Annotated in this window: 21 protein-coding genes; 12 read left to right on the forward strand and 9 right to left on the reverse strand. The window is 50.8% G+C overall.

Going from position 1 to position 24,026, the window contains the following annotated elements; genetic code table 11:
- Positions 1 to 43: 43 nt before the first annotated feature.
- Positions 44 to 532: a MarR family winged helix-turn-helix transcriptional regulator gene (locus ACFMKP_RS09195; RefSeq protein WP_382291152.1), complete on the forward strand. Its 489-nt coding sequence runs from the start codon at positions 44 to 46 to the stop codon at positions 530 to 532.
- On the forward strand, positions 501 to 854 hold the full coding sequence (locus tag ACFMKP_RS09200; protein ID WP_382291154.1) for a VOC family protein: 354 nt from the start codon (positions 501 to 503) through the stop codon (positions 852 to 854). Before ACFMKP_RS09195 ends, ACFMKP_RS09200 begins: the two co-directional genes overlap by 32 nt.
- 32 nt (positions 855 to 886) lie before the next feature.
- Here ACFMKP_RS09200 and ACFMKP_RS09205 read toward each other — a convergent pair whose 3' ends face one another.
- Positions 887 to 1,330, reverse strand: coding sequence for a hypothetical protein (locus ACFMKP_RS09205; protein WP_382291156.1), 444 nt, complete (start codon positions 1,328 to 1,330; stop codon positions 887 to 889).
- Between the two features lie 526 nt (positions 1,331 to 1,856).
- Here ACFMKP_RS09205 and ACFMKP_RS09210 point away from each other — a divergent pair.
- The 3 genes from ACFMKP_RS09210 (at position 1,857) to ACFMKP_RS09220 (ending at position 7,891) form a co-directional block, all read left to right on the forward strand.
- Positions 1,857 to 6,209, forward strand: coding sequence for an AAA family ATPase (locus tag ACFMKP_RS09210; RefSeq protein ID WP_382291158.1), 4,353 nt, complete (start codon positions 1,857 to 1,859; stop codon positions 6,207 to 6,209).
- Positions 6,210 to 6,441: 232 nt separating this feature from the next.
- Positions 6,442 to 7,158, forward strand: coding sequence for a sigma-70 family RNA polymerase sigma factor (locus ACFMKP_RS09215; protein WP_382291160.1), 717 nt, complete (start codon positions 6,442 to 6,444; stop codon positions 7,156 to 7,158).
- A gap of 58 nt (positions 7,159 to 7,216) precedes the next feature.
- Positions 7,217 to 7,891 carry a hypothetical protein gene (locus tag ACFMKP_RS09220; protein WP_382291162.1) on the forward strand — a complete coding sequence of 225 codons (675 nt, stop codon included), beginning with the start codon at positions 7,217 to 7,219 and terminating at the stop codon, positions 7,889 to 7,891.
- A 31-nt stretch (positions 7,892 to 7,922) separates the two neighbouring features.
- On the opposite strand, the gene ACFMKP_RS09225 is transcribed toward ACFMKP_RS09220, so the two are convergent.
- A complete protein-coding gene (locus tag ACFMKP_RS09225; RefSeq protein ID WP_382291164.1) occupies positions 7,923 to 9,821 on the reverse strand; it encodes a CHAT domain-containing protein in 1,899 nt (632 codons plus the stop codon).
- Between the two features lie 3 nt (positions 9,822 to 9,824).
- On the reverse strand, positions 9,825 to 11,207 hold the full coding sequence (locus tag ACFMKP_RS09230) for a hypothetical protein (RefSeq protein WP_382291166.1): 1,383 nt from the start codon (positions 11,205 to 11,207) through the stop codon (positions 9,825 to 9,827).
- A 192-nt stretch (positions 11,208 to 11,399) separates the two neighbouring features.
- Here ACFMKP_RS09230 and ACFMKP_RS09235 point away from each other — a divergent pair, with 192 nt between their 5' ends.
- From ACFMKP_RS09235 to ACFMKP_RS09245, 3 genes are all read left to right on the forward strand, one after another.
- Entirely contained in the window at positions 11,400 to 12,200 is an 801-nt protein-coding gene (locus tag ACFMKP_RS09235) for a sigma-70 family RNA polymerase sigma factor (protein ID WP_382291167.1), read from the forward strand.
- A gap of 79 nt (positions 12,201 to 12,279) precedes the next feature.
- Positions 12,280 to 13,098 carry a hypothetical protein gene (locus ACFMKP_RS09240; RefSeq protein WP_382291169.1) on the forward strand — a complete coding sequence of 273 codons (819 nt, stop codon included), beginning with the start codon at positions 12,280 to 12,282 and terminating at the stop codon, positions 13,096 to 13,098.
- A gap of 23 nt (positions 13,099 to 13,121) precedes the next feature.
- The gene (locus ACFMKP_RS09245; RefSeq protein WP_382291171.1) at positions 13,122 to 15,962 is read left to right on the forward strand and encodes a CHAT domain-containing protein; all 2,841 of its coding nucleotides are present in this window, start codon (positions 13,122 to 13,124) and stop codon (positions 15,960 to 15,962) included.
- Positions 15,963 to 16,031: 69 nt separating this feature from the next.
- Here ACFMKP_RS09245 and ACFMKP_RS09250 read toward each other — a convergent pair whose 3' ends face one another.
- On the reverse strand, positions 16,032 to 16,220 hold the full coding sequence (locus ACFMKP_RS09250; protein ID WP_382291173.1) for a hypothetical protein: 189 nt from the start codon (positions 16,218 to 16,220) through the stop codon (positions 16,032 to 16,034).
- Between the two features lie 232 nt (positions 16,221 to 16,452).
- Here ACFMKP_RS09250 and ACFMKP_RS09255 point away from each other — a divergent pair, with 232 nt between their 5' ends.
- Together ACFMKP_RS09255 and ACFMKP_RS09260 are read left to right on the forward strand one after the other, a co-directional pair.
- The gene (locus ACFMKP_RS09255) at positions 16,453 to 17,019 is read left to right on the forward strand and encodes an RNA polymerase sigma factor (RefSeq protein WP_382291175.1); all 567 of its coding nucleotides are present in this window, start codon (positions 16,453 to 16,455) and stop codon (positions 17,017 to 17,019) included.
- Complete coding sequence (locus ACFMKP_RS09260; RefSeq protein ID WP_382291177.1) at positions 17,009 to 17,749, forward strand: hypothetical protein; 741 nt, start codon at positions 17,009 to 17,011, stop codon at positions 17,747 to 17,749. The genes ACFMKP_RS09255 and ACFMKP_RS09260 overlap by 11 nt, the downstream gene beginning before the upstream one ends.
- A gap of 126 nt (positions 17,750 to 17,875) precedes the next feature.
- Here the strand turns inward: ACFMKP_RS09260 and ACFMKP_RS09265 are convergent, their stop codons facing one another.
- The 4 genes from ACFMKP_RS09265 to ACFMKP_RS09280 form a co-directional block, all read right to left on the reverse strand.
- Positions 17,876 to 18,544, reverse strand: a complete 669-nt coding sequence (locus ACFMKP_RS09265) for a Type 1 glutamine amidotransferase-like domain-containing protein (protein WP_382291273.1) — start codon at positions 18,542 to 18,544, stop codon at positions 17,876 to 17,878.
- A 420-nt stretch (positions 18,545 to 18,964) separates the two neighbouring features.
- Positions 18,965 to 19,792 (reverse strand): hypothetical protein, encoded by an 828-nt coding sequence (locus ACFMKP_RS09270; RefSeq protein ID WP_382291179.1) that lies wholly within the window; start codon positions 19,790 to 19,792, stop codon positions 18,965 to 18,967.
- Between the two features lie 32 nt (positions 19,793 to 19,824).
- Positions 19,825 to 20,898, reverse strand: a complete 1,074-nt coding sequence (locus tag ACFMKP_RS09275) for a hypothetical protein (protein ID WP_382291181.1) — start codon at positions 20,896 to 20,898, stop codon at positions 19,825 to 19,827.
- Positions 20,895 to 21,407 carry an RNA polymerase sigma factor gene (locus tag ACFMKP_RS09280; RefSeq protein WP_110514504.1) on the reverse strand — a complete coding sequence of 171 codons (513 nt, stop codon included), beginning with the start codon at positions 21,405 to 21,407 and terminating at the stop codon, positions 20,895 to 20,897. The genes ACFMKP_RS09275 and ACFMKP_RS09280 overlap by 4 nt, the downstream gene beginning before the upstream one ends.
- Positions 21,408 to 21,637: 230 nt before the next feature.
- Between ACFMKP_RS09280 and ACFMKP_RS09285 the strand changes: the two genes are divergently transcribed.
- Complete coding sequence (locus ACFMKP_RS09285; RefSeq protein ID WP_382291183.1) at positions 21,638 to 21,979, forward strand: hypothetical protein; 342 nt, start codon at positions 21,638 to 21,640, stop codon at positions 21,977 to 21,979.
- Positions 21,980 to 22,073: 94 nt separating this feature from the next.
- On the opposite strand, the gene ACFMKP_RS09290 is transcribed toward ACFMKP_RS09285, so the two are convergent.
- A complete protein-coding gene (locus ACFMKP_RS09290) occupies positions 22,074 to 22,553 on the reverse strand; it encodes a PRC-barrel domain-containing protein (protein ID WP_382291185.1) in 480 nt (159 codons plus the stop codon).
- Positions 22,554 to 22,795: 242 nt separating this feature from the next.
- Here ACFMKP_RS09290 and ACFMKP_RS09295 point away from each other — a divergent pair, with 242 nt between their 5' ends.
- On the forward strand, positions 22,796 to 23,956 hold the full coding sequence (locus tag ACFMKP_RS09295; protein WP_382291187.1) for a metallophosphoesterase: 1,161 nt from the start codon (positions 22,796 to 22,798) through the stop codon (positions 23,954 to 23,956).
- Positions 23,957 to 24,026 lie beyond the last annotated feature (70 nt).

Here is a 24,026-nt window from a genome sequence, read left to right on the forward strand (position 1 = left end):
TTATATTGACAGTAAACTGTCGTAATGGTAAAATATTGTCATTATGGCAGATTTGAATCAACAAGCTGAAGTTTTTACCAACCTCATTCTTGAGCTATTTCGCTTGAACGGGGTATTATTGGCAGTTGGCGATCGGTTGACTGGGCCGGTTGGCTTGAGCAGCGCACGCTGGCAGGTGCTTGGAGTGGTCGAACATGGCCCAATTTCAGTGGCGCATGTGGCCCGAACAATGGGGCTGACGCGGCAAACTGTGCGCCAAACCGCCGAGGGCTTATTCAAAGACGGCTTTATTGTCTATGCGGATAACCCGCATCATCGCCGTTCGCGGCTGATGGAGCTTACACCCAAAGGTCGGGCAGCGCTGGACTATGTGGCTCAACGCCAAGCCCAATGGGCTAGTGCTGTGGTGGCAAACCAAGACCTCGCCAACTTAAACGAGACGTTTGATACGTTGCACCAGTTGCGCCAAACCCTGGAAATCTATGAGGAGACAAACGCTGATGAAACTCAATCATCTGAATCTGACGGTTGATGACGTAACGACGGCTCACCAGTTTCTCCAAACCTATTTTGGCCTCCAAGACCTTGGCACCAACAAGAATATGGGCTTTCTGGCTGACGAGTCGGGAATGGTGCTTTCGCTGACGCATATGAAACTGGCCAAGGAAAGCGAAGTTCGCTATCCTGGCTCGTTCCACATCGGCTTTATTCAGCCAAGCGAGGAGCGCGTCAACGAGATCAACCAACGCCTGCGCGATGATGGTTTCGAGGTTGAAGCACCACACAAGGCCCACGGCTCGTGGACGTTCTATTTCACTGCGCCTGGCGGCTTTGTGATTGAGGTGCTTTGCTAAGCAGCTAGTTTAATTGATTGCTATACAGCATATTAGTTACTAGCTGGAATGTGGGTGGCAAACCAATACGGCGGCGGACATGGGGGATTATGCGGCTGCACATGAGCAAAATAATCAGCACCCACGCTGCCGCCGCCGAGGGTTACTGCCGTACCAAGCTGGATTTGAACCTTCGTTTGCAGATCGCTGATGTTGCTGCCGTCAAAGGCTATGCTTGCTTTCCAAATTACCGCATAGCCTTGGGGATTGTGGGGCGAAACGAGGCGCATGCAGCCATCCTGAACTTTTAGCACGCCACTCGTAAGCGCTGCTGGCTCTGGCCATTGCAAGTTTGGTTGCAGTTGCAGAAATAGCGCTGCTGGAAGTACGGTTACGAGCGAGGGCGTTGCGGGAAGTGCTTGCTCGTGAGGTTGGCAAGCACTCAGGCTCACGAGCAAGCAGCTAAGGCTCAGCCAACGCAGATATTTTTTTGACATAATTATTTCCTTTCGGTGGTCAATGGTTATGCCCTCACCCCCAGCCCCTCTCCCACTGAACGCGGGCGAGGGGAGCACGGACTGGTTGGTTCTCCATCGAACTGGTGAGGGATTCAGAGGGAATACTCTGGTTAACGTGATGAACTAGTACACTGTGAGCTCAAGTTGGAGCGGTATCCATCCATTTAATTGGATCAAGTCGCGAGGTCGGCATTACGTTGGGGCTTAGCAGTACAGAGCGAGAACCTGATCGAGCGGCTGGCCGTCGACCAGCAGCATCAGATGTGGCTCGCGTGTGTAGCGGGTTTGATATAGTTCAGTGCTAATACGCTGCATGGTAACCTCAATCTCTGCTCAATCAATGAGTTGCAAGCCACGTTTTGGGTTGCTTGATGCACTATAGCATACAGCACCCTTGCCCAATAGCTCATTAAACTGGCAACGCTCGCCTCAGACTTTGGTTGCTTGTGGCTATTTGATGAGTATGCTATGCTCAGGCCTGATTGGTTGATTGAGGAGCATGGCGATGAATCTGCAACCCACTGAGCATGACATTTTACTGGCAGCTGCCAAGCATGCTGAGAGCGAACGTTTATTGCAGCTACGCCTAAATGGCTTTGTTGGACGCACGACCGAACAAGCAGCTATTCAGGCCTTGATTGAGCAAACCAGACCACGTGGCGGCTATGTGTTAGTCACGGGTGGCGCTGGTGTAGGCAAAAGCAGCCTCATTGCCCAACTCATTGTGAGCGCTGGGCTGGCCCAAACTCCCCATCACTTTATTGCCCTGACCCCTGGGCGCAACTATCAGTTGGATTTGCTGCGAAGCGTCGTTGCCCAGCTCATGCTCAAACATCACTTGGAACAGCGCTATTTTCCTGCTGATAATTATTCGGCGTTGCGCTTAGAATTTGGCCAAATAGTCCACGAACTCTCCACGCGTGGCATCAGCGAAACGATCTATCTTGATGGCTTGGATCAACTTCAGCCTGAGGTTGATGGAACGCGCGATATTAGCTTTCTGCCGTTGCAGTTGCCGCCTGGAATTGTGATCGTGCTTGGTTCACGCCCTGATGAGCGGATTGATCGCTTGGGACTTGAGCATGGAGTGAACTATGCTGTTCCAGCGCTGAGCACTGATGATGTAATTACGCGCTGGCAGCAGGTACAGCCCTCAGTTGAAATAGCAGCGTTGCAGCAGCTTGCCAACGCACTGGCGGGCAACGCTTTAATGGTCGAACTTGCTGCAAGTTTAATCATTCAATGCGACCAAGCCGAATTGCGCTCGTTGATTGCGCAGGTCGGTCGTGAACCAAGCAACCTTTTTCGCCTAAGCTTGAAGCGGATTGAACATCAATCCCCGACTCAATGGTCGAGCGTGATTCGCCCACTGCTGGCTGTGTTGGTGGTGACGCAAGAGCCGTTGCTACCCTCAGCGATTGCCATCCTCATTGAACAACCAGCCGATTTGGTTATCGAAGCGCTTGATCTCATGAACGATTGGGTAACTGCTGCGGTGGATCAACGCTTGGCGCTACGCCATTTGTTGTTTCATGAGTATCTCGTGCAAGCTGAATTCAGTAGCGCAGAACTGCGGGCGTGGCATCAGCGGTTTGCAACATGGTGTGGTGTTGAGCTTGATACGATTTGGCAAGATAGCCCTACACCTGCGGAGCAAGCCCGCCGCTGGTATGCACGTCACCATATGATGACCCACTTAGCGCTGGCCGAGCAATGGGCTGCGCTTTGGCAGCTGGTAGATACTGGTGATTATGGTGCGCAGAAAGTGCGTTTCGACCCAAGCACCAGACTCTATGGCCTCGATTTGGATCGGGCACGCGAAAGTGTGATTGTTGCCCACCAGCATCAAGCTGTTGACGATCAGCTGGCATCCTTGCCTCGGCTCTGGCGCTATAGCCTACTGCGTACTAGCCTCACCGCCCATGCCGATCAATGGCACGATGATATGTTTGCGATTGTCGCGGCTAGTGGGTTCATCGCCGAAGCTCTCGCCCAGATTGAAATTTGCTCTGATCCCTCACGCCAAGTCCGTTTATGGCAAAGTATCTTAACCTATGCTGCTCCTGAGCGACGTTTGCCCATCATTCAGCGCATGGAGCAGGTGGCACGTAGCCTGCGCGATGCCGACGAGCGCGATAAGGCACTTGGCAGTGTTGCGATGGCCTATATCGAACAGGAGCTGTTTTCGCTTGGCTACTCGATTATGCTGACACTTGAGCATTTTCGTGATTCATGGCGGTATAGTCTCTTGCAGAATCGGCTTGAGCATGGTGATATTTCCCAAGCGCACATGGTTATGGCTCAGATTGAAGCGCCAAAATATCAGGTTAAAAGTGCGATCCTGATTGCCAAGCACTTAATCGCCACAGCCGACCATGAGCAAGCCTATAGCTTGCTCACGCAGGTACTCCCGCTAGCTGATGAAGGTGATTTGATCAAAGTTCAATGTCTGTTGGCGAATGTGCATTGGCATGCGGGGAACGATCCGCAAGCGCAGGCGCTGCTTGTTGAGGCCGAAGCTGGCCTTCAACACCTATCCGAATGGGCGTATGGTGATGGTCTTGATTCGATCATGGATACCTACTTAACCCATCGAGATCAAGCCAGTGCTCAGCGCTTAGCCGAGAGCACAAACGATTATCGATATTTGTTCACGACCCTCTACCTCAAGCATGGCGATAGCGTAACAGCCGCCAAGTATGCGTCAATGATTGACAAAGATGGTTATCGTAATTCGGCCCATACGAAACTCATCGAATGGTATTGCCAGCAAGCTGATTTTGAGAGCGCACAAACCCTGCTTTCGTTAATGCTCTCCGCAGGCAGCCAGCATGAGGCTGCCTGTATTGTGGCGCGGGCGTATGCAGAGCGCCAGCAATTTGTAGCGTTTGAAGCAACCTTAACCATGACCATCGATACTGCACCCAACGATGATGATATTTATGGGTTAATAGGTATTGCTGAACTCTATGCAAGCTATGGATTTGATGATCAAGCCTGCGCAGTGTTGGCCCGTGTCTTCCCTTTGATTGCGCGGCTCTCGCTGCACCGGCAAGAAGGGCTGCCCGAATGGGTTGAATTTGCGCAAGTAATTGGGCGCTATGGCTATCCATCCTTCTATGATCAGCTTCTGAAGGTGGTTTTTATCCGCGAAGAAGAGTTTCACTATGCTACTGCGCTGGCCAAAATGGCCCAATGCTATGCGAACTATGGCGAGTTTGCGCGGGCTGAGCAGTTAATCCAGGCTATTCGTACCACGAAAATAGCGGTTAATGCATTAAAAGAATTGGCGCTGATTGCCCATGCTGACCAATTAGCAACCCAAGCCGTGCACTATGTGCATACAGCCCATTCACGGTTACGCGGCAGCGAAGATGAGGCTGAGCAGATTGAATTGTTGGGGATGTTGGCTACCACAGCATGGTCGCTGGGATTAACCGACCTGAACCAGTTGTTGATGGCTGAGGGCAGGCAGTTGCTGACCCAGCTTCCTCAGGAGCGTCAGGTGTATGCAGCAAATGATTTGATTGACAGTTACCAAGCTCAGCAGAACGCGACCGAAGCGCTTGCAATCGCCCAATCGATCCACGACCCAGAGCACTATCAGCGCTTGATTGAGCGAGTGATTGACCATTATATTGAGGCTCAAGATCTCAACCAAGCTTATTATATCCTGACCCACTACCAAACCGCAGGCGATCAATATAAACTCTCGCTGCATAGCATTGCAATCGCTGCCCGCGAACAGGGCCAGATCGAGCTTGCCTCCCAAACGTGTGCTGAACTGATGTTTGTACTTGATGACTATACGCATGTGCTTGGTCGATTAAATATGTTAAAAAATTTAGCAATTAATCAGTTAACGTATGGCAGTGATGCAAGTTTGCCTTTGTTGCTCGATAGATTGCGCACAACAGATCCTCAAACGGTAGATCTGTATTCTCATGTTATGGCACTCTGCGAAATCGCGGCAGTGTATGCACAACAATCCAATCATACGGCGTTTGCCGAGTGGCTTCACCTTGCGCATAGCGTTGCAAAACAGGCTGTGCGCTCGGCGCGGGCACGTTTGGTCAGCCTTGCCTATGAAACGCTGGCCAAAACCTATCTTGCCTATGCTGATGATGCGGCAATTCAAGCGTTGCTTGAAGAGCATTGTGGTGTGGCCCAGATTTGTGCCGAACGCGGTGATCAAAGCTTTGCCTTGATGGTATTAAGTAAGAGCTACGCGCATTATGCACACCAAAAACAGCCACGCTTTCGTGCAGAGGCGTATCAGATTGCGCTCACGATTCCTGACCCATGGGATGCTGCAAATGCTCTGACAACGGTTGCCAAGGCCTATGTAGTGGCTGGCGATCATGCAGTCGTCCAAACGATCATTACCCAGATTTTGCAACGCGAACATAATCTGAATAATGATGCGATGATTGATCTTAAGGATGTGCCTTGTAAGCTTGCTTTGGTCTACATAGAACAAGGGGATTTTGCGCACGCCTATGCCCTGATCGCAGGGCTTGGGCCTTCGTACCATAAAGATAAGGCATTAAACCAACTGATTGCCCATTGCCTTCAGAGCGATCAGCTTGATCAAGCCTATACGTTTTCCCATGAATTTGAATACATAGAAGAACGATCAGTAGTTGTTGAACAGATCATTCGCGTCTATAGTGACCAGCAGCAATGGGCGGCGCGAATGCAGACGCTTCAAGTGGCATGGCGTAGGTGTCGCCATACCTACGATCTCTGGACGCTGAGTACAGCGATTTTGCCATTGCTGCCCAGCGAGCGCTGGCTTGGCACGGCCTTGCTCGATTCGTTGCCATGGGTCGAGCAGCAACTCCAGCGTTATTCCTAAACAATCGACGAGCTAGCTCTATTGCAAAATCTCAATAACAATCGACGAGCCAGCTCTATTGCAAAATCTCAATATATGGTATTGTTAGGCAATATCACGACAATTGTTCAATAATGGCTTTGCTGGCCAAATTGATGCGCAAGCTTGCTACGTTTTTGCTCAAACGCCCTCTTTCCTAGCAAGTAGCTACCCAAGCGTCGTATCGTGTTGAAATTGAAGGAGTGTCGAAGCGATGCCTAGCAATCTTGCAGCTCAAATAGCAGAAATCTGGCAGCAGCTTGTCAACGATTATCACTGGCAATACACCCCTCACGCCAGCGCCATCATCGAACAAATGAATACATGGTGCATGAGCGAATCAATTAATGACCCAACAATCATCAGGCGGCGACTAATCGCGCATTACAACGAAATGCTCTACGCTGGAATGCAAGATCAGGCGGAGGATGCAGCCCGCGATCTGCAACGAGCGTGTATGCAAGCAGGACGACGCTCAAACTATTCAGCTGACGAATTAGAAGAGTTTGCCGCCGATGCGGTGATGATTGTGATTCGCAAACTGGGCGAGATTCAGCCGCAACGCATTTTGGCCTATGCGTTTGCCTGTATGCGCAATGCACCAAAGGCCTTAGCCAAAGAACCAAAGAGCGTGAGTCTCAATGATGATTATGATGGCAGCAATAGCTATACTGATCAGTCGATCCAGCAGGTTGAGCAAGCAATAGCCGAAAATGACTTGCAACAGGTGCTCAAAGCAAGCTTGCCCAATCCGCTCGAGTTTGAAATTATCTATCGCAGCTACTTTTCCGCTGAGACACCGCGCGCGATTGCCGCCGCATTGGCGCTGAAACCAGAACAAGTGCGGTTGCTAAAAAGTCGGGCACTCAAAAAATTGCGTGAGCATCCCCACGTTAGACAGCTGTTTGAGCACCTCTTGGTGGAATCATAGCGCTTGCGCGCTTGCTCGATCGTGTATGATAATCCTGTCTATACCCAATGAGGTTAGTATGAGCTACCAAGATTCTCAGAACCAAAATGCGCGTATGCAGCAGTTGTATAATCGCTTAACTGCCAAACCTGAGCCATGCGCCAACTATCATGACCTGCTGCTTCAAGCAGCCCAGTTAGAGGCTGATGAGGTTGATATTGATACCGAGCTTCGGTTTAGCGAATTGTTTGAACACCTTGATCTCTGTCTCGATTGCGCCGAGGAATATGCAGAAGTTGTGGCAATGCTGCGTGCATATGCCAACCAGCCTCAAGCGGTTGAATTGCAAAAGCAGCGCACATTTTTCCCCAAGCCAGTCCCAACCGCCGAGCGCAAAGATTCGAAAAAGTGGCTGAAACTGTGGCAAGCAGCCAAACGCCAGCTTGAGCTAAACCTGCCCACAATCAGCCTGCAGCCGATGCTGCCAACAATGGCGACAACTGCGCTGTACAATAGCCAATTAACCGAATTTACAGGCAAACCATTTTTCGTTGTGGCGCTGATCGATACCCAAGACCCGCCAGTACTCAAGGTAACCTTACGCGAACCACAACCCAAACAATGGCAGGTCACTGTACAAACCACCCAGCAGCGCTATAGCCAAACCACGAATGCGCAAGGCAACGCTGAGTTTACAACGATTCCTGCAACAGAATTAATGCAAGGTATTGTATTAACCTGCACTGAACTCTAAACCGAGTAGCCATGCTTTACTCGAAGCATGGCTACTCGTCTTCCATCGTGCTTAAAACCATAAATAAACTTAGCAGTGACATCAGTATTGCCAAGGATGGCACTGCTAGCATCCACTGAAGATGTTTGAGTGCATAATTAAACAAGACCGGAACGAGCACCAGAAACACGAGCGTCATACACAAAATAATGATGTGGTTGAGCGTTTGAGTTTGCGGCGAATCATAGGTACCTAAAGCCCATTGATTGCGGGTAAAGCGGCGCATAAAAATAGCACATCCAAGACTATTGCAGCTTATAAGCAACAGCAGCAGCAGATAGTTATAGGGCTTTACGCCGATCGATTGGCCAAACATAATAAAGCTGAAGCTGTAGGCTGCAACCAGCAGAATATAACTCAACCCGTAGCCAAAATAAGCGCCCAAAAATTTGGTTATGCGTAAAAATCGGCTGGTTGCAGGTTCCATATAGCTCGGCTGAAAATAAGGCCGATAAAAAATTGCCAAAATTGTAGGAATGATCAGTCCAAGCCAACTAAGCGTATTGATCGTGGTCGATGCACTCTCCGCAATCTGCACCAAACTGGCATTTGGATAGTAGAACGGAATCACGATCGCGATGCTTAATCCAAGCACCGCTACGCCAATCCAGCTGGTTTGAAACCAATGCAGCACTTGCGGGCGCTCTATAAGGCGTTGGCTGCGATCACCCAAGCGCATATAGTTGGTGTAGGCATCATTTAGAATCGCACCCCGATAAATGACCGGCAAGCTCCAATCGACCACCGCTGCAGGAATATGCGCTGTAATCGCTAAACGAGCTTGGGTTACTGCAAATTCGAGCGGAACCCCACGATCAAGTTGGCGATAGAGCACTTGGCTAAAAATAACCGCAGCATCTTGGCGAATTTCACCTTGAAACGCCACCACAAACGGAATTCCCCGCCGAATCAAGCCTAACGCCACACCTTCAACCACGCCTCGTTGCTGCTCTAAGCTAGCATCATCGGTTGCTGAAGCAGCTTGGGTTGCTGCATAACAGGCATGCAATACCACCAAGCGTAGCTCGGCACTATTGCTGAGAATCGGAGCCAAATCGGCAGCCCCTACGCGCCGCACAAAGCCTGCTTGATGGGTCAATAATAAATCATAACGCGTCAACCCTGCTTCGATTTCAACTGGCCCACCATGCGCCACAAGATGTACCACCCGCGGCTGATGGGCTTGCATACGTTGAAGTAACCCTTCGAGGCTGCCAGCTTCGTCAAAATAATGCTCAGGTTCAAATAGCGCGCGAATTGCAGCGTGATTGATAATGCGAGGAGCGCCAATCGGGTGCGCAAGCATGGCCTCAACCGGAAAAGGCTGCACGATTGTGCTATCCGTTTGCACGCCAACCCCCTGAATCTGGCGGACTACGCTAATTTGTGGGTTCTGCAACAAAAAATCGCGCTCAACGAATTGATCAATCTGGTTGAGCGTTGCACTCGCAGCATCCTCCAAATCCAAGGCTGTGGTGATTAATTCCCACGGCACGGCGAGCAGTTCTAAAACATCGGGATAAAAATTCAAGACAATCCGCAGCTGATGCTTGACTCGATGGGTGCGATTAATTGCTTGGGCCAAACTGCGCCGCGTTGCCGCTGGCAATAAACTGGCAACCCGATTGCCAAATGCATACAGGTCGTGCTTACTGGGTGTGCTTAGAGGAACTGCTGAATCGATTTGCAGACTATGGGCCAGTTCTAGATATTGGCTATATTCTTGTTGAATCGCATGCAGTTGATCGGCCCGAAAGGCCTTTTGCGATGTTGCCTGGAATAAGCCGCCAACAACCGGAATCCATGAGTGTTTGGTAATGACGTTATAGGGCAACGGACTCGTTGGATCGCTCAGTCGCTTGAAGGTTAGGGTGAATTCTTCAATCTGCATCGATTATCCTTGCTGCTTGGCTTGCTTCTGGAGAAAATTCAGCTGTTCGATGGTTGATAGCAGGGCATGGCGTGGCCAGCCACTCAACAACGCACCAGTTGGCGGGAGCAGGTGCGGCTGGTCAGGGGCACGCAGAGCATTCACTTGCAACTCGCTGATCGCCTGTTCAAGCAAGCTCTGCGCTTCAGCAGGATAGCGCTGAAGTGCAGCATAGGCTGGTTGGGCTTCGCTACAGGTAAGAATTGTGGCAACCAGTTGCAGACAAGCGCTGAGCTGGCGGAATGCAGGGTTGGCGGCATAGGCTGTTAGGGCAGGCTGCATTTTGGCAATCACCAGTGGCCATGCTTGTGGTTCTGTAATCTGGCTACAGGCGGTCATGTGGTTGATTAATGGGTGTACGCTGCGTGCCCGCCGATTAAGTTGGTGGAGCAGCAGAATCCCGTGTTGGTCGGAGCTAAGTTGCCAAAATACACTGGCACTAAAGCGTTGATCGTGCAAGAGTTGCTGAATGGTGCGGCGGACAACCGGGCGTTGCGCGCCTAGGCGATAAACCGCGATTAATGCCTTAAACCCGCGAGCCGGATCAAGCTGATAGAGCTGGCGTAAGCTCCAACTTAAACCAATCAAGGGCAATAGGGCTAATTCATCGTAGAGCGCTGGATGATAGCGCCACCAACGCCAAGCCTGGCCTGAAAACCGTACCAAACAGCCAATTCCGATGCTGACGAGCGACTGCCAGAGCCAACTTATAGGCCGCACAATACCAATCCATAAACCAAATGCAAAAAAAGCCAAGCTAAACCACAATGTACCGATCATTGGGATTAAGCCAAACTGCATCCATAGAAACATCAAACCAAGCCAAATCCGCGTCGTTAACATCGTGGGCAAGGCAATATGGGTTGTCACAAATAACGATCCCAGTGCGCAGCCAGTTACGATCAAAAAGAGCATTAACAAGCGGGGATCATTGGTCTGCAAAAATTGCAACATCACGGTCGAGAGGCCAAAAAATGCGGGAACCCATGCAAGCTGCATGCGCAGTGGCCAAAAAGCATAATACGAACGCTGCAAAAAAACCGGCTCGCTCAAATAAAGCCCATCGGCAACCCGATAACGAAACGCATTGCTGGTTCCCATAACGATCGCCAAGGCACAAATCACAACCAAAAAAAGTTGGGGCAAAACCAGGCTGATGCCGAAAAGAAGCGGCGGAGTGTCAAGCATCAGCAGCAATCCAACGCCAATCGTTACCAACCAAAAGCCAAGCCACAACGCCATTGCCCAGCCTAGTTGACGATAGCGATAGCGCTGGCGATGGAGATTCAGCAACAGCTGGGTTGGGTGCAGCAATGCATCACGAATAATCGCAAACAAATCAAGCATCAGGCTATCCTCGGCTCAATCAATCCTAACTACGCTTGCATGACAGCAGTTTTGGTTTATCGGCTATTCTGGCGTATTATACCCAACAATTGCTGCGAGCGATTTGGCAACCATTGAATTGTATTCAGCCTTGCGATAACAGCTATACTATGCATGATTAAACCACATCTGCATGTTGACAAGGGATAACCCATGATTGTAAACCAAACCGATGATCTATCCCAGTATCGGGTTCTTTTGGCTACACTGAATCGGGAGCACCATTGGCAATTAACCCAAACCGAACAAGAGCACTATCTGCAACAATTAAAGCCGCGCTTGCTTGCTACCGAAGGGGAACAGCGCTTAAACTCAATGCTCGCCAACTATCATTATGATCATGCGATCGTGGCCAAATTCCAGACTGGCCATGGCTTTGATCAGCAGGACTGGAAGGAATGGCTGCAAACGGTTCGCACCATATTGGCGAAGAATGGCCTCGATTGGAGTCGCCAAATTGCCACTAGCCGCGAAGATTTAGTGCAAATTGCGCTCAATGGCTTGCTCGAAGCCTTGCCAAGCTATTGCTATCGTAGTCGCTTTAAAACGTGGGCTTATAAGGTGTTTCTGCGGAGTGTGCTCCAACATTTACGCCTCTTTCAGGCAAGTAAACGGACAGCTGAAATCCTTTCGCTCGATCAAAGCATCAATCATCAGGCCAGCCTTCAAGTTGCCGATAGCCACACCCCTGATCCTGCCGAGCAGACGCTGGCGAATACGCTGCAAAGCTTAATTTATCGGGTTTTGCAGCAACATAGCGATCAACGCTTGCCAGAAATTTTTCGCTTGGCCAAGGAAGTTGATCTGACGGTTACCGAAATTGGGCAGCGATTTCAATTAAGCCCTGGGCGCATCTCCGATCTGCTCAAACAAGCTCGGCATTTGCTCCAGCAGCATCCAACGATCCGCGACTGGTATAATCCAGATTCAGCACCTGATGAAGCGCTCAATTAAACGGGGCGCGATCAAACGATGTTGGGCTTTTTACTGCCGATAGACAAACCAGCGTATATCGATTGATAGGAATTATGGCATGATCAATTCATCAATTCATCAAGAGCTTCAACTATGGCTTGAACACGTAATTCAGGAGCAGGCCATTCACCAGCCGCAAGCACAGTTGTATCAGCATATCGCTACATGTGATCACTGTCGTGGGATGACGATTTTAGTAACCCAAACGTATCCACAGCTTTTTCCTAGCCCTGAGGCTTGGAGCTGTGATGATGCATGCGATGAGCTGGAACTCTTTATTGAGACAGAACGCGTTGATGCCCATCAAGCGGTTCATGAGTTTCCAGCTGTGTGGTGGCATTTACTTAGCTGCGAGGAATGTGCCGCGCTGTATACAAGTTTACGGATTGTGGATCATGCTGAAGCGCTAGGCGCGCTAGCTACGCCACCGCTATTTAGCGCCAACCAACCAAGCATGCCCGCAACGCTTGCTGGTCAATTGATGCAAGCAGCGTCGCCAACCTATAGCATTACGTTCGAGCGCGAATTTCTCAATCGTGCGCTCCAGATTAGCCAGCAACCGACGATGCGGCGCTATCGATCCGAGCATGCTGAAACAGTCAAAATCTTAGAAGATAACCCACAGCTCCAACTTGGCGATGTGCAGTATCACTTCACAGTTTTGCTCAAAATAGGCCAAGTTGGGTGGAGTTTGGTTGCAACCTTAGAACCACAATTCACTGGTTGGCTAACGGTTCAGCTTGGTCAGCAACAGTATCGCCAGCAATTTGATCAGGCTGGGAGCGCGAGCCTGAACAAGCTTGCGCCCGATCATTTATTGCTCATCGATGGGCCAGACTTAAACATAACGCTTGATCCAGAGCTATTAAGTGCCTGATCGTCAGGATAGAAGGATGCTGCATGTTTATCCCAAGTTCTGTTCCATCGGCCTATCGGAGCGGTTTACAGCTTGCAGATACCAACCCTCGGCAAGCGGTGCTGCACGCCAAGCATGGGCTATTGCAAACAAACAGCACTGAACCTCTGGCGCAAGCTTGGGCGTTCTATAGCGTGGGCTGGACACTCTTTCGCTGGGAACGCTTAAGTGAGGCAGCCACGTATTTTGAACAAGCGCTTGCCTGCTTTCGCTCCATAGAGGATGCTGCTGGGCTGCTCCATTGCCGAGTTGGCCAGGTTTTTATTGGCTGGATGAGCGGCACAGGTCGTAGTTTACAGCAAGAATGGCAGAGTTTGGTTGATGCCTATCAGCTGCGTGGCGATGAGCAGGCGGTTGCTCAATTACAAATCTATCAAGCTGCGCATTTAAATATGCTTGGCGATACAGCCCGCAGTATTGCTCAATTAACTACATTGGTCAGTAATACTTCACATAATCTCGCACCGAGTAGCCTCGCCCGACTCCAGCGAATCTTGGGAGCAGCCTACCTCAATCAAGCCGATTTTCCAACTGCTGAGCGCTACTATCGAGGGGCGTTGCAAACATTTCGCCGTTTAAACTGGCAATCTGAAATTGCCAAATGCCTGTTTGAACAAGCGCGCCTGGCTGAACAAAGGGGCAAATATCGCCAGGCAATCTCGCTGCTCCAAAAAGCGCTTGATCTTGCTGCCCAGCATGAATTAGTGTTGCTCAAATCCCAATGTGAGAAAGGCTTGGGCCTTATCTATAGTCGATTGGGCTATTATCAACAAGCGATCGAACTTTTGGTGACTGCCCGAAGTTTATTTATTGCCAACCAACGCCCAGATCAAGCAGCTCAGTGTGATCATAACCTTGGGATTATTTTCTATTATTATGGCCTTTTTGATTTTAGCCAAGCATTCTATCGCCGGGCACAAAACAGCTATCAAGCGTTGGATAAAACCCATGATCTCTTGATCGTCCAACGCAATCAAGCATTAATTGTACGTCGTCAAGGCCAGCCTGAGGCAGCACTCCAGCTCCTGCAACATTTAGCTGAAGCTGCCCAGCAGACCAATGATCTTGGCGAGTTGGCGGCTATTTTTCAGGCGCAAGCCCAATGTTGGAATGATCAAGGGCGACATGAGCAAGCACTGGACGCACTCCAACAAGCCTACGCCTATTTCACTGCAATTCAGCATGCTGACGCAATGGGCGAATGTTTGCTGGAGTATGCAACAACTGCGCTACTATTAAATAAGTATGGTCAAGCCCGCGACTATTTTCAACGAGCCAAGCGCTTGCTCCAAAAACGCCCGATGTATATGTGGTTAGCGGTGTATGGTCTTGGGCGTTGTGCTCACGCGCAAGGGCAGCTTAAAAAGGCGCGTATGTATTACCAAAAAGCGCAGGCGATTGTGCTTAATATGCGGCGTTCGGTGCCAAGCGAGCATGCCTCAAGTGGCTTCTTTAGCCAAGCTCAAGCCCTCTATGGCGATAGTCTGAGCGTTACAATGACCCTTGGCGATGCCGCCGCTGTTTTAGAAGTTGTTGAACAACAGCGGGCAGTAACCTTGCAGCACTATCTCAACCAACCAGCGGCGCATATGCCATTAACCCTGCGCCACCTGTATCAGCAACGCCGCGAGACCTTACAACACTTAATTAACGCGGCTGCTCCTGAGCATAATATTAACGAGGCACTCCAGGAATATCTCTTGCTGAGCCTTGAATTACGCCATATTGGCTTCGTGCCAGCAACGCCAATTGCGGATCGCTTTGAGCTTGATCGCATTCGGCAGCAGTTTGATCTGGCCTATGGCACGGCGTGGATCTGCTTGATCTATAGTTTTTATGGCGAGCACTTACTGATATTCAGCTTAACCACGACCAGTTTGGCTATGACTCAACAGCGAATCACGCCCCAAGCACGTCATCTTTTAAACCAACTGACCAAACCAGAATATCGCGAATTTACCTACGATGATTATGCTTATGCGCATGGACGCAGTGCCGAACGTTGGTCAATTTTGCGCCAAGCCCAAGCCTTGTTATTGCCAAGCGACATTGAGCAATTAAGCGATCCAGATCATCACCTCTTGTTGCTTCCCGATGAGTGCCTGCACGATTTGCCATGGGCTGCCTTAGCCTATCGATCGCAACGCCTATGCCAACATGCCGTGTTACACCAGATTCCTGCCTTACAACGCATACCAAGCATTGAGCGAGCGGGCCAAAGCCCAAACCTCTTATTTATTGGGTGTAGCTTTCGCGACAGTGACGCTCCATTAACCTATGTGCTTGATGAGCTAGAACAGGTTCAGCAGCATTGGCAGTATCCAATCGAAATTTTGTTGGATGAAAGTGCATCACGGCAACGCATTGTGCAGCCTACGCCGCAAACCACGCTGGGCAATTATAGCCATATTCATATTGCAACCCATGGCCAGATGACCTCGCAACAAGGCTTACGCGCCTACATCAAACTTCATGATGGCGCTATCTTCTATGATGAAATTTTGCAACTGCAAATAGCCGATGCTTTAGTTATTCTGTCGGTCTGTCATGGCGCTGATGGTGATGTGTTACCGGGCGCTGAGGTATTAAGCTTAAGTCGGGCATTTTTAGGGGCTGGTGCTGCGGCGGTTATTTGTCATTTGTGGTGGGTTGATGATGAGTATGCGGTCGCAATGATGGATCGGCTGTATCAACAGCTTCGCTTGGGCTATGCTGCGCCAACGGCGTTAGCCTATGCCCAACGCCAATGGATTGAGCAACAACGCGATTTAACGACTGAGCAATCATCAGCCATCTGGAGTGGCTGGTCGGTTATTGAGCGTTAAGCAGGTCTCCGTTAATCAGTGGTGGTACCACGTCCACTGATTAAGCCAACCGTGCCTGAACTTTAGATCCTAGCCGCCACCATTTCCACCGTTTGCGCCACCAGGATCAGCCATCAATACTGGCTCATCAGCTGTAAAACTTGTTGTTTGAGCTGCATCCAAGCTTGGTTGGTTGCTTGGCTTGATCGCAACTTGACTAACGATTGCCCCAATGGTCATCAACCCAATGACCAACCCACGTACGATCTGGCGTTTCATCAATGAACTCCTTTCAATCAGCCATCCATTGCTGGATTCGCCAAGAAAGAAGGAGTTTTGGCTAAAACGTATCAAGGTTGGGTCGGTTTATGGTGGTTAATAAGCGAAGCAGGCAGCATCACCACGTGGTAATGCTGCCTGCTTCTTTTTGGGTGGGCTGCTATGTAAGATTTTTGTTGCTGCTGCGTTTCCTTTTATATAACCGACTCAATGCATCCGAGAAGGAGCGCCTATGGATCTTATAACGCGGGTTCGTGATGTGTTTGGTGTGGCTCATCCGCTGGCAGACCCAGCCAGTTTTGCGCTGTTCTATCAGCAGACCCATGCCGTGGTTTTTCGCTATGTGTATATGTTGCATGGCTCGCCCAAAAGCGATGTCGAAGATTACACCGCTGAGGCGTTTGCCCGCGCATGGAAGCAGCGCCATCGCTTCAGTGGCAACGATGAAGCAGCGCTTGGCTGGATTATTACGATTGCACGGCGGATTGTCATTGATCAACAACGGCGAGTTTCGAGCGCAGCAACGCACCAACTAGACCATGCAGATCTGCCGTCCACGCCTGAACAACAAGCCCTGTTGCGTGAGCGGCAGCAGTTGGCGCTCGAACTGCTCAATCATGTTTCATTAGCCCAACGCGATCATCTGATTATGCGCTACTTTCTAGGCTGGCGCGTGCAGACAATCGCCCAACACCTTGGCTGTTCCGAGAGTTCAGTGTCGGTCAGTATCCATCGTGCCTTGAAAATTCTGCAAAACCGCTATCCAACGTTAGCAGAGGAGTTGTTCCATGATGCATAATCAATTAAACGACCAGGTTCACCCAGCAGCCGAGCAAGCGATTAGCGCATTGTTGCGTGACTTTGGCGAGCATCCAAGTAAGGAATTTCATGCCCGTCACGCTGATGCACCATGGATGCAAGCCAGCGCGCCGAAACAACGCCGACCCTTTGGCTGGCGCGGTATGCTGATGGCGAGCCTGACGTTGTTGCTCGTAACGCTCTGGTTTGCTGCTCCAAGCGGCTTTGTTGCAGCGCTGAACGAATTCTTTGGCTTGTATCGCGCCCCATCAGATACGGTTGAATCAGCGAGTGGGCCATTCCTTACGCCACCAACGGTGGCAACGATCGCAGAAGCTGAGACCCTAGTTGGCTTTGATATTCTGACCCCAGCCCAACTTCCACCTGAGATCCATGGCACCCAAATTATGGTCGATGGCGAACAATCACATATGTTTGCCACCATCAATTATCTCGATGTAGGTGGCTATAGTCGCGTCTCGTTGAGTGCCCACCAGGGCCCGCTCTATCTTCAGATTGGCGCAACCGCTGAGGTTGAGGTCATTCAAGTGGGCACTGCCAGTGCCGAATATTTCCAAGGCGGCTTTATTAATAAAGGGACTGTTGCTGAGTGGGATTCGACCTATTCCAATAAAACCCTGCGCTGGCAGGTGGGTGATATCTCGTATATGCTTTCTTCAAGCAACCTCTCCAAGCAAGAATTGATTAATTTCGCGCTCAGTTTGCAATAACGATCGTAATGATCATCCAGCCCCCATTTCCTTGTTGATTAGGAAATGGGGGCTATTCACTTAAATATTTAATTACACAAAATAGTATGCTGAACAGAATAAATATAAAAAATGGACGAGTGCTGATTAACCAAACTGTTGCCACTGACCTTCAGAAACAACCTCAACCGCCGAGCCAACGACTTTGATTGCTGTTTGATCGTCGATTGCATAGCTTGGCCCATTCAGGCTGGCGGCCCATGTTTGCGCATTAGCCAAAGTATTGTGGGGCAAGGCTGGATGCTCAAGGTGTGGAAAGATACTAAAATCGACCAAGCCCAAGGTTTTGTCGTCGCCCCCATGCGGCGGAGTCCAATTGACAAAAAATTGACCAATCGCCGGAGTCAGCACCATGCTGCCAGCACTCAGCCCAACATACAGGGTTTCGCTCAATGTTGGGAGTAGTTCAGCCAAGCCCGATTGCTGCATCCAATAGTGTAAATAGAGTGGATCACCACCGCCAACCAAAAGTACATCACAGGCCTGAACTTGTGGCAGCCAATGTGCCCGATCAAGGCTGGGCAAGGCTGTCAGTTCTAAAATTCCCAAGGATTTCCAGCCCAATTCGCACATCGGCGTTTGTGGCTCGTTGCCGCTGCTGAAGGCCCAAGCTTGGCCGAAGCCGCCACGATTGGCATAGCTTGCGGTTGGAATACATAGTGCGTTTGATTCAGCGATTGGTTTGTTTAGCAAACTAACGAGGGCTGCATGAATACTGGGGTTGGTCATGCCTGCCGAAGTAAGTAGATACTTCATCATTAACACTCCAAATAAGCTCATCCGTTCTATTGTAAGCCTTGTTGTCAAGCGTAGAATGGTCGCATTTGGAGCTGGCTGAGCTTGTACGCGCGACGGGATGGGCGGCCCGATCAGTGGCGGGTCAATGAATTCAGTGCAGTTGTTGGGTGATAAAGTGGTCGAGCAGATCATTAAAGCTATCAGCAAGAGCCTGTGGAAAATGATGGGGTGCTGGAATCGTGACCCGACTAAGCCCGTATGGTGGCAGACGGGCGAACGACGATCCTATCACTATTAATTCGCAGCAGCATAACTGTAGCTGTTCGTACGCGGATTATTGATGAGAAGCTATCGAAATTGACATTCAAATTGACATAATTATTATGGTGCAGTGCCGCGTACTTGGTTTAATCAAGTACGCGGCGTGTAGCTTCAAGCTTATTCCACGACCAAGGTCAATTCCGAGCCACCTACAGTTGAAACTTGATAGCTGCCCGGATTGGTCGTGGTTGGCACAACAAACGTCACTTGGCAGCGATTGGCATAGCAACCAAGTTGAGCCACAAGCGTGCCATCGAGCATTAAGTCGAACGAGCGCGCTGATTCGTTATACAGCCCACCACTACAGTGAATATAGCCACCACTTCCAACGACCTCCACCGAGCCACCAGCCGCAACGCTGCTTGGATTCAAGCTGACTAAGCTGGGTGGAATCAGGGTTGCGGTTTCGTTAGCAGGGCAACCACTGAGGCCGCCGACTGGTGGCATAAAGGCCGCACTGGTTGCTAGCCCGTTGAACACTGTTGGCAGGAAGGTTAGCCGTTCGTCTTGCACATCGAGCCGCAGCTGCGAGCCACCAACAGTCGAGACTTGGTAGTTGCCGGGATTGATTGTGGTTGGCACGACGAACGTCGTTTGGCAGCGATTGGCATAGCAGCCAAGTTGAGCGACAACCGCACCATCGAGGGTTAAGTCAAACGAGCGTGCCGATTCGTTATACAGACCACCACTACAACGAATATAGCCGCCATAACCGGTGACTTGAACTGTTTCGCCTGGCAGCGGATTGCTTGGCGTGAGGGTGAGCAAGGTTGGTTCAATCAGCTCTTCGGTCTCGCCTGGTGGGCAATTGAGCGGAGCGAATGGGCTAGCTTGGTTGGTGGCGTGGGCCACTGGCATGCGCATAAACGCGCCACCAAGAGCAATAATGGCCATCATGATCCAGACGCGAAGCAATGGGCGCTTGATGAAATGAGTGCTGTGCATTGGGCTTCCTCCTAATAACAATTACAATAAAATTATGGTGTTGCGGTTGGTAACGACGGCGTGCTGGTTGGCGGCGGCGTTGGTGGCAAGCTATCGGTTGGCGTTGGCGCAACACTGGTCGCTGTTGGGGTTGCAGTCGCTGGCGGCCCTACGGTGCCAATCGCAGTCAGCGGCGGCAACGACGGTTCGGTCGGCGTTGGCGAGCCTGGAATCACGGTTTCGGGAGGGCCTTGGGTTGGCACCGTGGTTGCAATCGGCGGCATGGTTGGGAATCCTTGGGTTGCGCTTGCTGTCGGCTGCGAACCAGTTGTTGGTACGGTGCTGCTTGGTGGCACGCGGGTTGGGCCAGTTTCCTTGGTCGGCGCTGGAACGTCAGTCGGCTCGGTGCTCACCTCGGGCATGGGCGTGGCTGATGGCAGCGCATTGGTCGCTTGCGGCGAAGGCACTGGCTCATTGGTTGGGACTGGAATGGTGGTGGCCAATGGCGGTGAGGCCACGGGAATTGTTGGCGGATTGGTTGGCACGCTGGTTGGTTGCACCTGAACGCTGGTTGGCACGACTGGGATTGAGCTTGGCAGTGGCTTGGCAACCATGGTTGGTTGGCTCGATTGGGTTGGCGTGAGCGCTGGTTGGCTGGTTGCACGTGTTGCAACTGGCTGATTGGTGGCGCTCGGCTCAGCTACACCCAATGTTGGCGTGGCTTGCACGACTGCAACAGCGGGCGATGCACTTGCCAATGGTGTTTGCAGCTGGGCAATCGTTGCAGGCTGCTTGATTGGCATTTGATTGAGGGCTTCAATGCCGAACCATGCTAAAAGCATGGCAATTGCCGCCAGTTGGAGCAAGCGCGCAGAGCGACGTTGCCAAAAGCGGGTTGGCTGGGTTTGGCCCAGAATCTGGGCGTGAATTGCGGCGACGGTTGCGATTGGCGGGTGCGCATCGCTCTGCACCAGCAGTGCAAACGATTGCTCGGTTTGGGCCTCTAGCTCGGCCAAGAGCGCATTGCATTGCTGACAGGTTGCGAGGTGCTGCTCAAAAGCGGCGGCATCCGCTGGAGCCACATCCGCAGCCTGAGCCAATATGGTTTTAATCTCAGCACAATTCACAATTCACTCTCCCCGGTATACAAGTCGCGAAAGCGATGGCGGGCACGATGCAGGCGCACCCGCACGGTCGAGACGTTTTCGCTGAGCAACTCGGCGATTTCGCTGGGGCTAAGGCCAACGCAATGCGCCATGACTAAGAGTTCTGCTTCACGTTGGTTGAGCCGAACCAAGCAATCGCGTACATCTTGGGCGGTTGCAATCGCGTGTTCATGCGAAGGTGTGCTGGTCTGAAATGGCAGCCAGCTCCAGCGGCGTTTGCGTCGCAGCATATCAATCACCAGATTGCCCGCAATGCGGCAAAGCCAAGCATAGGGGTTATTTGGCAAGGCTTGGGTGCGGAGGGCAACAAGCGCCTTGGTAAAGGTTTCTTGCAGCAAATCAGCCGCTTGTTCCTCATCGCCGATCAAGCGCACGAGGTAGCGAAAGATCGCGAGGTTATATTGGTCAAACCACGCGGCCAAGCGTTCTCGCACGGCAGCCTCGGCCAGAGGCACTGAGTCAACCACCATACACAATCCTTACATCCAGATCAAAAGAATTGCCTTTAAAGACGAATAAGCATGCCCTAGCATTTCAACAATGCAAACGAATTTCAAAAATTGCTCAAAATTGCTAGTTTTTCACTTCTACTTGCGGTACAAATGGCACATTTGAGGCGTAAGTAATGTTTGCTGCATAACCCACCTATGCTACACTCATTTGAGTCAATCAGTGGAGTAACGAGGGAGCAGCAATGGGAATGAGACAGATTAAGGTTGATCGCGATTGGGTGTTTTATTCAATGATGATTCGGACATTGACGCTTTCAGACCCGCAACTCAATCGCTCACTCTATCTTGACGACCGCGAGAATCAAGCGCTGTTTATTCGTCACTATCTTCAACCAGAATTTGCGCCTACCACGAATCCTGCCGAAGTGCGTGCCCAATATCATATGAAGGAATCGCTGCGCTATTGTCTCAATGTTTATGATGAGCGGATGGATTATGACTTTCTTCAGGTTTGGCAGCAACTGATGGATTTTTGTGCCATGCTTGGGAATTGCTTTTTCCTGATGAGTCGTGGCAGATGGATGGATTAACTATGAGTTGGTATGTTGAGGTTACGCAATAAACAAAACCTGCCATGGGCTGAGCATGGCAGGTCAAATTGATCTGTATTACAGAACTTTCAGTTTAGGCTTGCGGTGGCTGTTCAACAATAATCGCATCGTTGCCAAACGAGCGCACCTGTTCAACGGGCAGCAGGCTGCGACCGCGCAAATCTTGAAAGAAGCCTTGTTTAATTTGGTAGCCAAGGATTGTGCCGCGCTCATCGATCGATAAATCGGCAACGGTGCCAATTTGGGTTCCATCAACCGTGATGATCGTTGTGCCGGTAATTTGATGGGCTTGTTTAATCAGCGCTGCTAATTCAGGATCTTCTTTGATCGTCGTATAGAGCGGATCGCCACTCACCAACACAACATCGCCAAGGCTAATTACCTGTTCCCAGCGAATGACCCGAGCGCTCGATAACAAGCCACCAATATCGATCAGCAGGGCGACAACCCTCGTTGGCGGTTGATCGAGCACAACATCTTGCACACTGGCGATGCGCTCGCCGGTTGCTTGGGCGATGACTGGTTTGCCAAACAAGCTGTTGACCGTATACATATCCAAAACTCCTTGTAGCTAGGTTGATTGTTCTGAAGCACTGCAAAGCACATCCCATTCCAAGGACGAAATTGAGGATGCGATTGCATTGACAGCCCTACTGCACCTGCCTATCATTCTTGTAGCATGTTCGATCGAGCTCGATTGAATGTTGCTCAGCGCTGCGGCTGCTGAATCAGCTGCGTTTTTTTGGCCTATTTGCATCGCCATAGGCCTATGGCGATCAGTGAGAAAGTATTGGCATGACCTTCGTCTTCTTCGCGCTCGTCTTCGTGCTGTACAGCGGTATCAATTTGTATATTGGTCGGCGGACATGGCAATGGTTGCAGGCTATTGCTCCCCAGCGAATTCCGCGCTGGCTCTTTTGGCTAAGCTTTTGGCTGCTCGCTAGCACTCCATTTGTAAGCCGCTTCGTAGCAGGCCGCGTTCCAACGAGCCTGATGGCGCTACTTACGCCGATCGGTGGCTATTGGATGAGCATTTTTGTCTATGCAGGCATGATACTCGGCCTCGTTGATCTGATTCGTTGGCTGTTGCGGTTGACTAGTAGCGCTCCCAAGGGTGTGGGTTATTCGCGACGCACGTTGCTTGCCACGGGCGCAACGGTGATTGGGCTGCTGGTGGGCTTAATTGGCTATGGAACCTGGCGTGCACGCACTCCAGTCGTGGCCAAATATACGATTAGCGTGCCCAAACAGGCTGGGCCAGAGCGTGAATTAAGCATCGTTTTGGTGTCGGATACTCACCTTGGCTACAGCAATAGTGTTGGCCGCGTGCAAGCAATGGTGGCGATGGTCAATCAACTTAAGCCCGATCTTGTGCTTATTGCTGGCGATATTATTGACGACGATTTGCAACCATTTAATGATCAAGCGATGGCGAACGAGCTAAGCAAGCTTGAGTCGCGGCTGGGCAACTACGCGATTATGGGCAATCACGATGTGCGCGCCGATGAACTGGCACGCTTTCGGGCCGACCTCGCGCAGGCTGGGATTCAGATGTTGGTTGACGAATGGGTCACGGTCGATAATAGCTTGCTGCTGGTTGGCCGCGATGACATTGGCGGGCCACGAACCTCTGGCGATGTCGTTGGCGTGCCCTTGACTGAGATTCTGCAAGGCGCTGATCGCTCGTTACCGCTGCTGATTATGGATCACAACCCAAACCGCTTTGATGATTCGGTTGCGGTTGAAGCCGCGCTTCAGGTGTCGGGGCATACCCATGCTGGGCAATTATTCCCCTTCACGTTAATTACTGGCCTGAGCTATGAGCAACAATGGGGCCAATTGAGCAAAGGCCCAAGCAACTTGGTGGTTTCATCGGGCTTTGGCACGTGGGGACCGCCAATTCGGGTTGGCACGGTTCCCGAAGTTGTGCAGATTAAGCTGCGTTTTGAGCCATAGGCAATAACCCGCATTTTATTTTCAAGAATGCCGATGATCGATCTGATCGTCGGCATCGTTTGTTAAAAAC

The sequence above is a fragment of the Herpetosiphon sp. NSE202 genome, from assembly GCF_042688385.1.
In the GTDB taxonomy this organism is placed as follows: Bacteria; Chloroflexota; Chloroflexia; order Chloroflexales; family Herpetosiphonaceae; genus Herpetosiphon.

Bases quoted from the DNA above. Each gene is read 5' to 3' on its own strand.
- ACFMKP_RS09295 (WP_382291187.1), top strand. From the start codon at position 22,796: ATGACCTTCGTCTTCTTCGCGCTCGTCTTCGTGCTGTACAGCGGTATC.
- ACFMKP_RS09245 (WP_382291171.1), top strand. From the start codon at position 13,122: ATGTTTATCCCAAGTTCTGTTCCATCGGCCTATCGGAGCGGTTTACAG.
- ACFMKP_RS09235 (WP_382291167.1), top strand. From the start codon at position 11,400: ATGATTGTAAACCAAACCGATGATCTATCCCAGTATCGGGTTCTTTTG.
- ACFMKP_RS09205 (WP_382291156.1), bottom strand. From the start codon at position 1,330: ATGTCAAAAAAATATCTGCGTTGGCTGAGCCTTAGCTGCTTGCTCGTG.
- ACFMKP_RS09240 (WP_382291169.1), top strand. From the start codon at position 12,280: ATGATCAATTCATCAATTCATCAAGAGCTTCAACTATGGCTTGAACAC.
- ACFMKP_RS09210 (WP_382291158.1), top strand. From the start codon at position 1,857: ATGAATCTGCAACCCACTGAGCATGACATTTTACTGGCAGCTGCCAAG.
- ACFMKP_RS09255 (WP_382291175.1), top strand. From the start codon at position 16,453: ATGGATCTTATAACGCGGGTTCGTGATGTGTTTGGTGTGGCTCATCCG.
- ACFMKP_RS09215 (WP_382291160.1), top strand. From the start codon at position 6,442: ATGCCTAGCAATCTTGCAGCTCAAATAGCAGAAATCTGGCAGCAGCTT.
- ACFMKP_RS09260 (WP_382291177.1), top strand. From the start codon at position 17,009: ATGATGCATAATCAATTAAACGACCAGGTTCACCCAGCAGCCGAGCAA.
- ACFMKP_RS09230 (WP_382291166.1), bottom strand. From the start codon at position 11,207: ATGCTTGATTTGTTTGCGATTATTCGTGATGCATTGCTGCACCCAACC.
- ACFMKP_RS09200 (WP_382291154.1), top strand. From the start codon at position 501: ATGAAACTCAATCATCTGAATCTGACGGTTGATGACGTAACGACGGCT.
- ACFMKP_RS09225 (WP_382291164.1), bottom strand. From the start codon at position 9,821: ATGCAGATTGAAGAATTCACCCTAACCTTCAAGCGACTGAGCGATCCA.
- ACFMKP_RS09220 (WP_382291162.1), top strand. From the start codon at position 7,217: ATGAGCTACCAAGATTCTCAGAACCAAAATGCGCGTATGCAGCAGTTG.
- ACFMKP_RS09285 (WP_382291183.1), top strand. From the start codon at position 21,638: ATGAGACAGATTAAGGTTGATCGCGATTGGGTGTTTTATTCAATGATG.
- ACFMKP_RS09280 (WP_110514504.1), bottom strand. From the start codon at position 21,407: ATGGTGGTTGACTCAGTGCCTCTGGCCGAGGCTGCCGTGCGAGAACGC.
- ACFMKP_RS09265 (WP_382291273.1), bottom strand. From the start codon at position 18,544: ATGAAGTATCTACTTACTTCGGCAGGCATGACCAACCCCAGTATTCAT.
- ACFMKP_RS09250 (WP_382291173.1), bottom strand. From the start codon at position 16,220: ATGAAACGCCAGATCGTACGTGGGTTGGTCATTGGGTTGATGACCATT.
- ACFMKP_RS09195 (WP_382291152.1), top strand. From the start codon at position 44: ATGGCAGATTTGAATCAACAAGCTGAAGTTTTTACCAACCTCATTCTT.
- ACFMKP_RS09270 (WP_382291179.1), bottom strand. From the start codon at position 19,792: ATGCACAGCACTCATTTCATCAAGCGCCCATTGCTTCGCGTCTGGATC.
- ACFMKP_RS09290 (WP_382291185.1), bottom strand. From the start codon at position 22,553: ATGTATACGGTCAACAGCTTGTTTGGCAAACCAGTCATCGCCCAAGCA.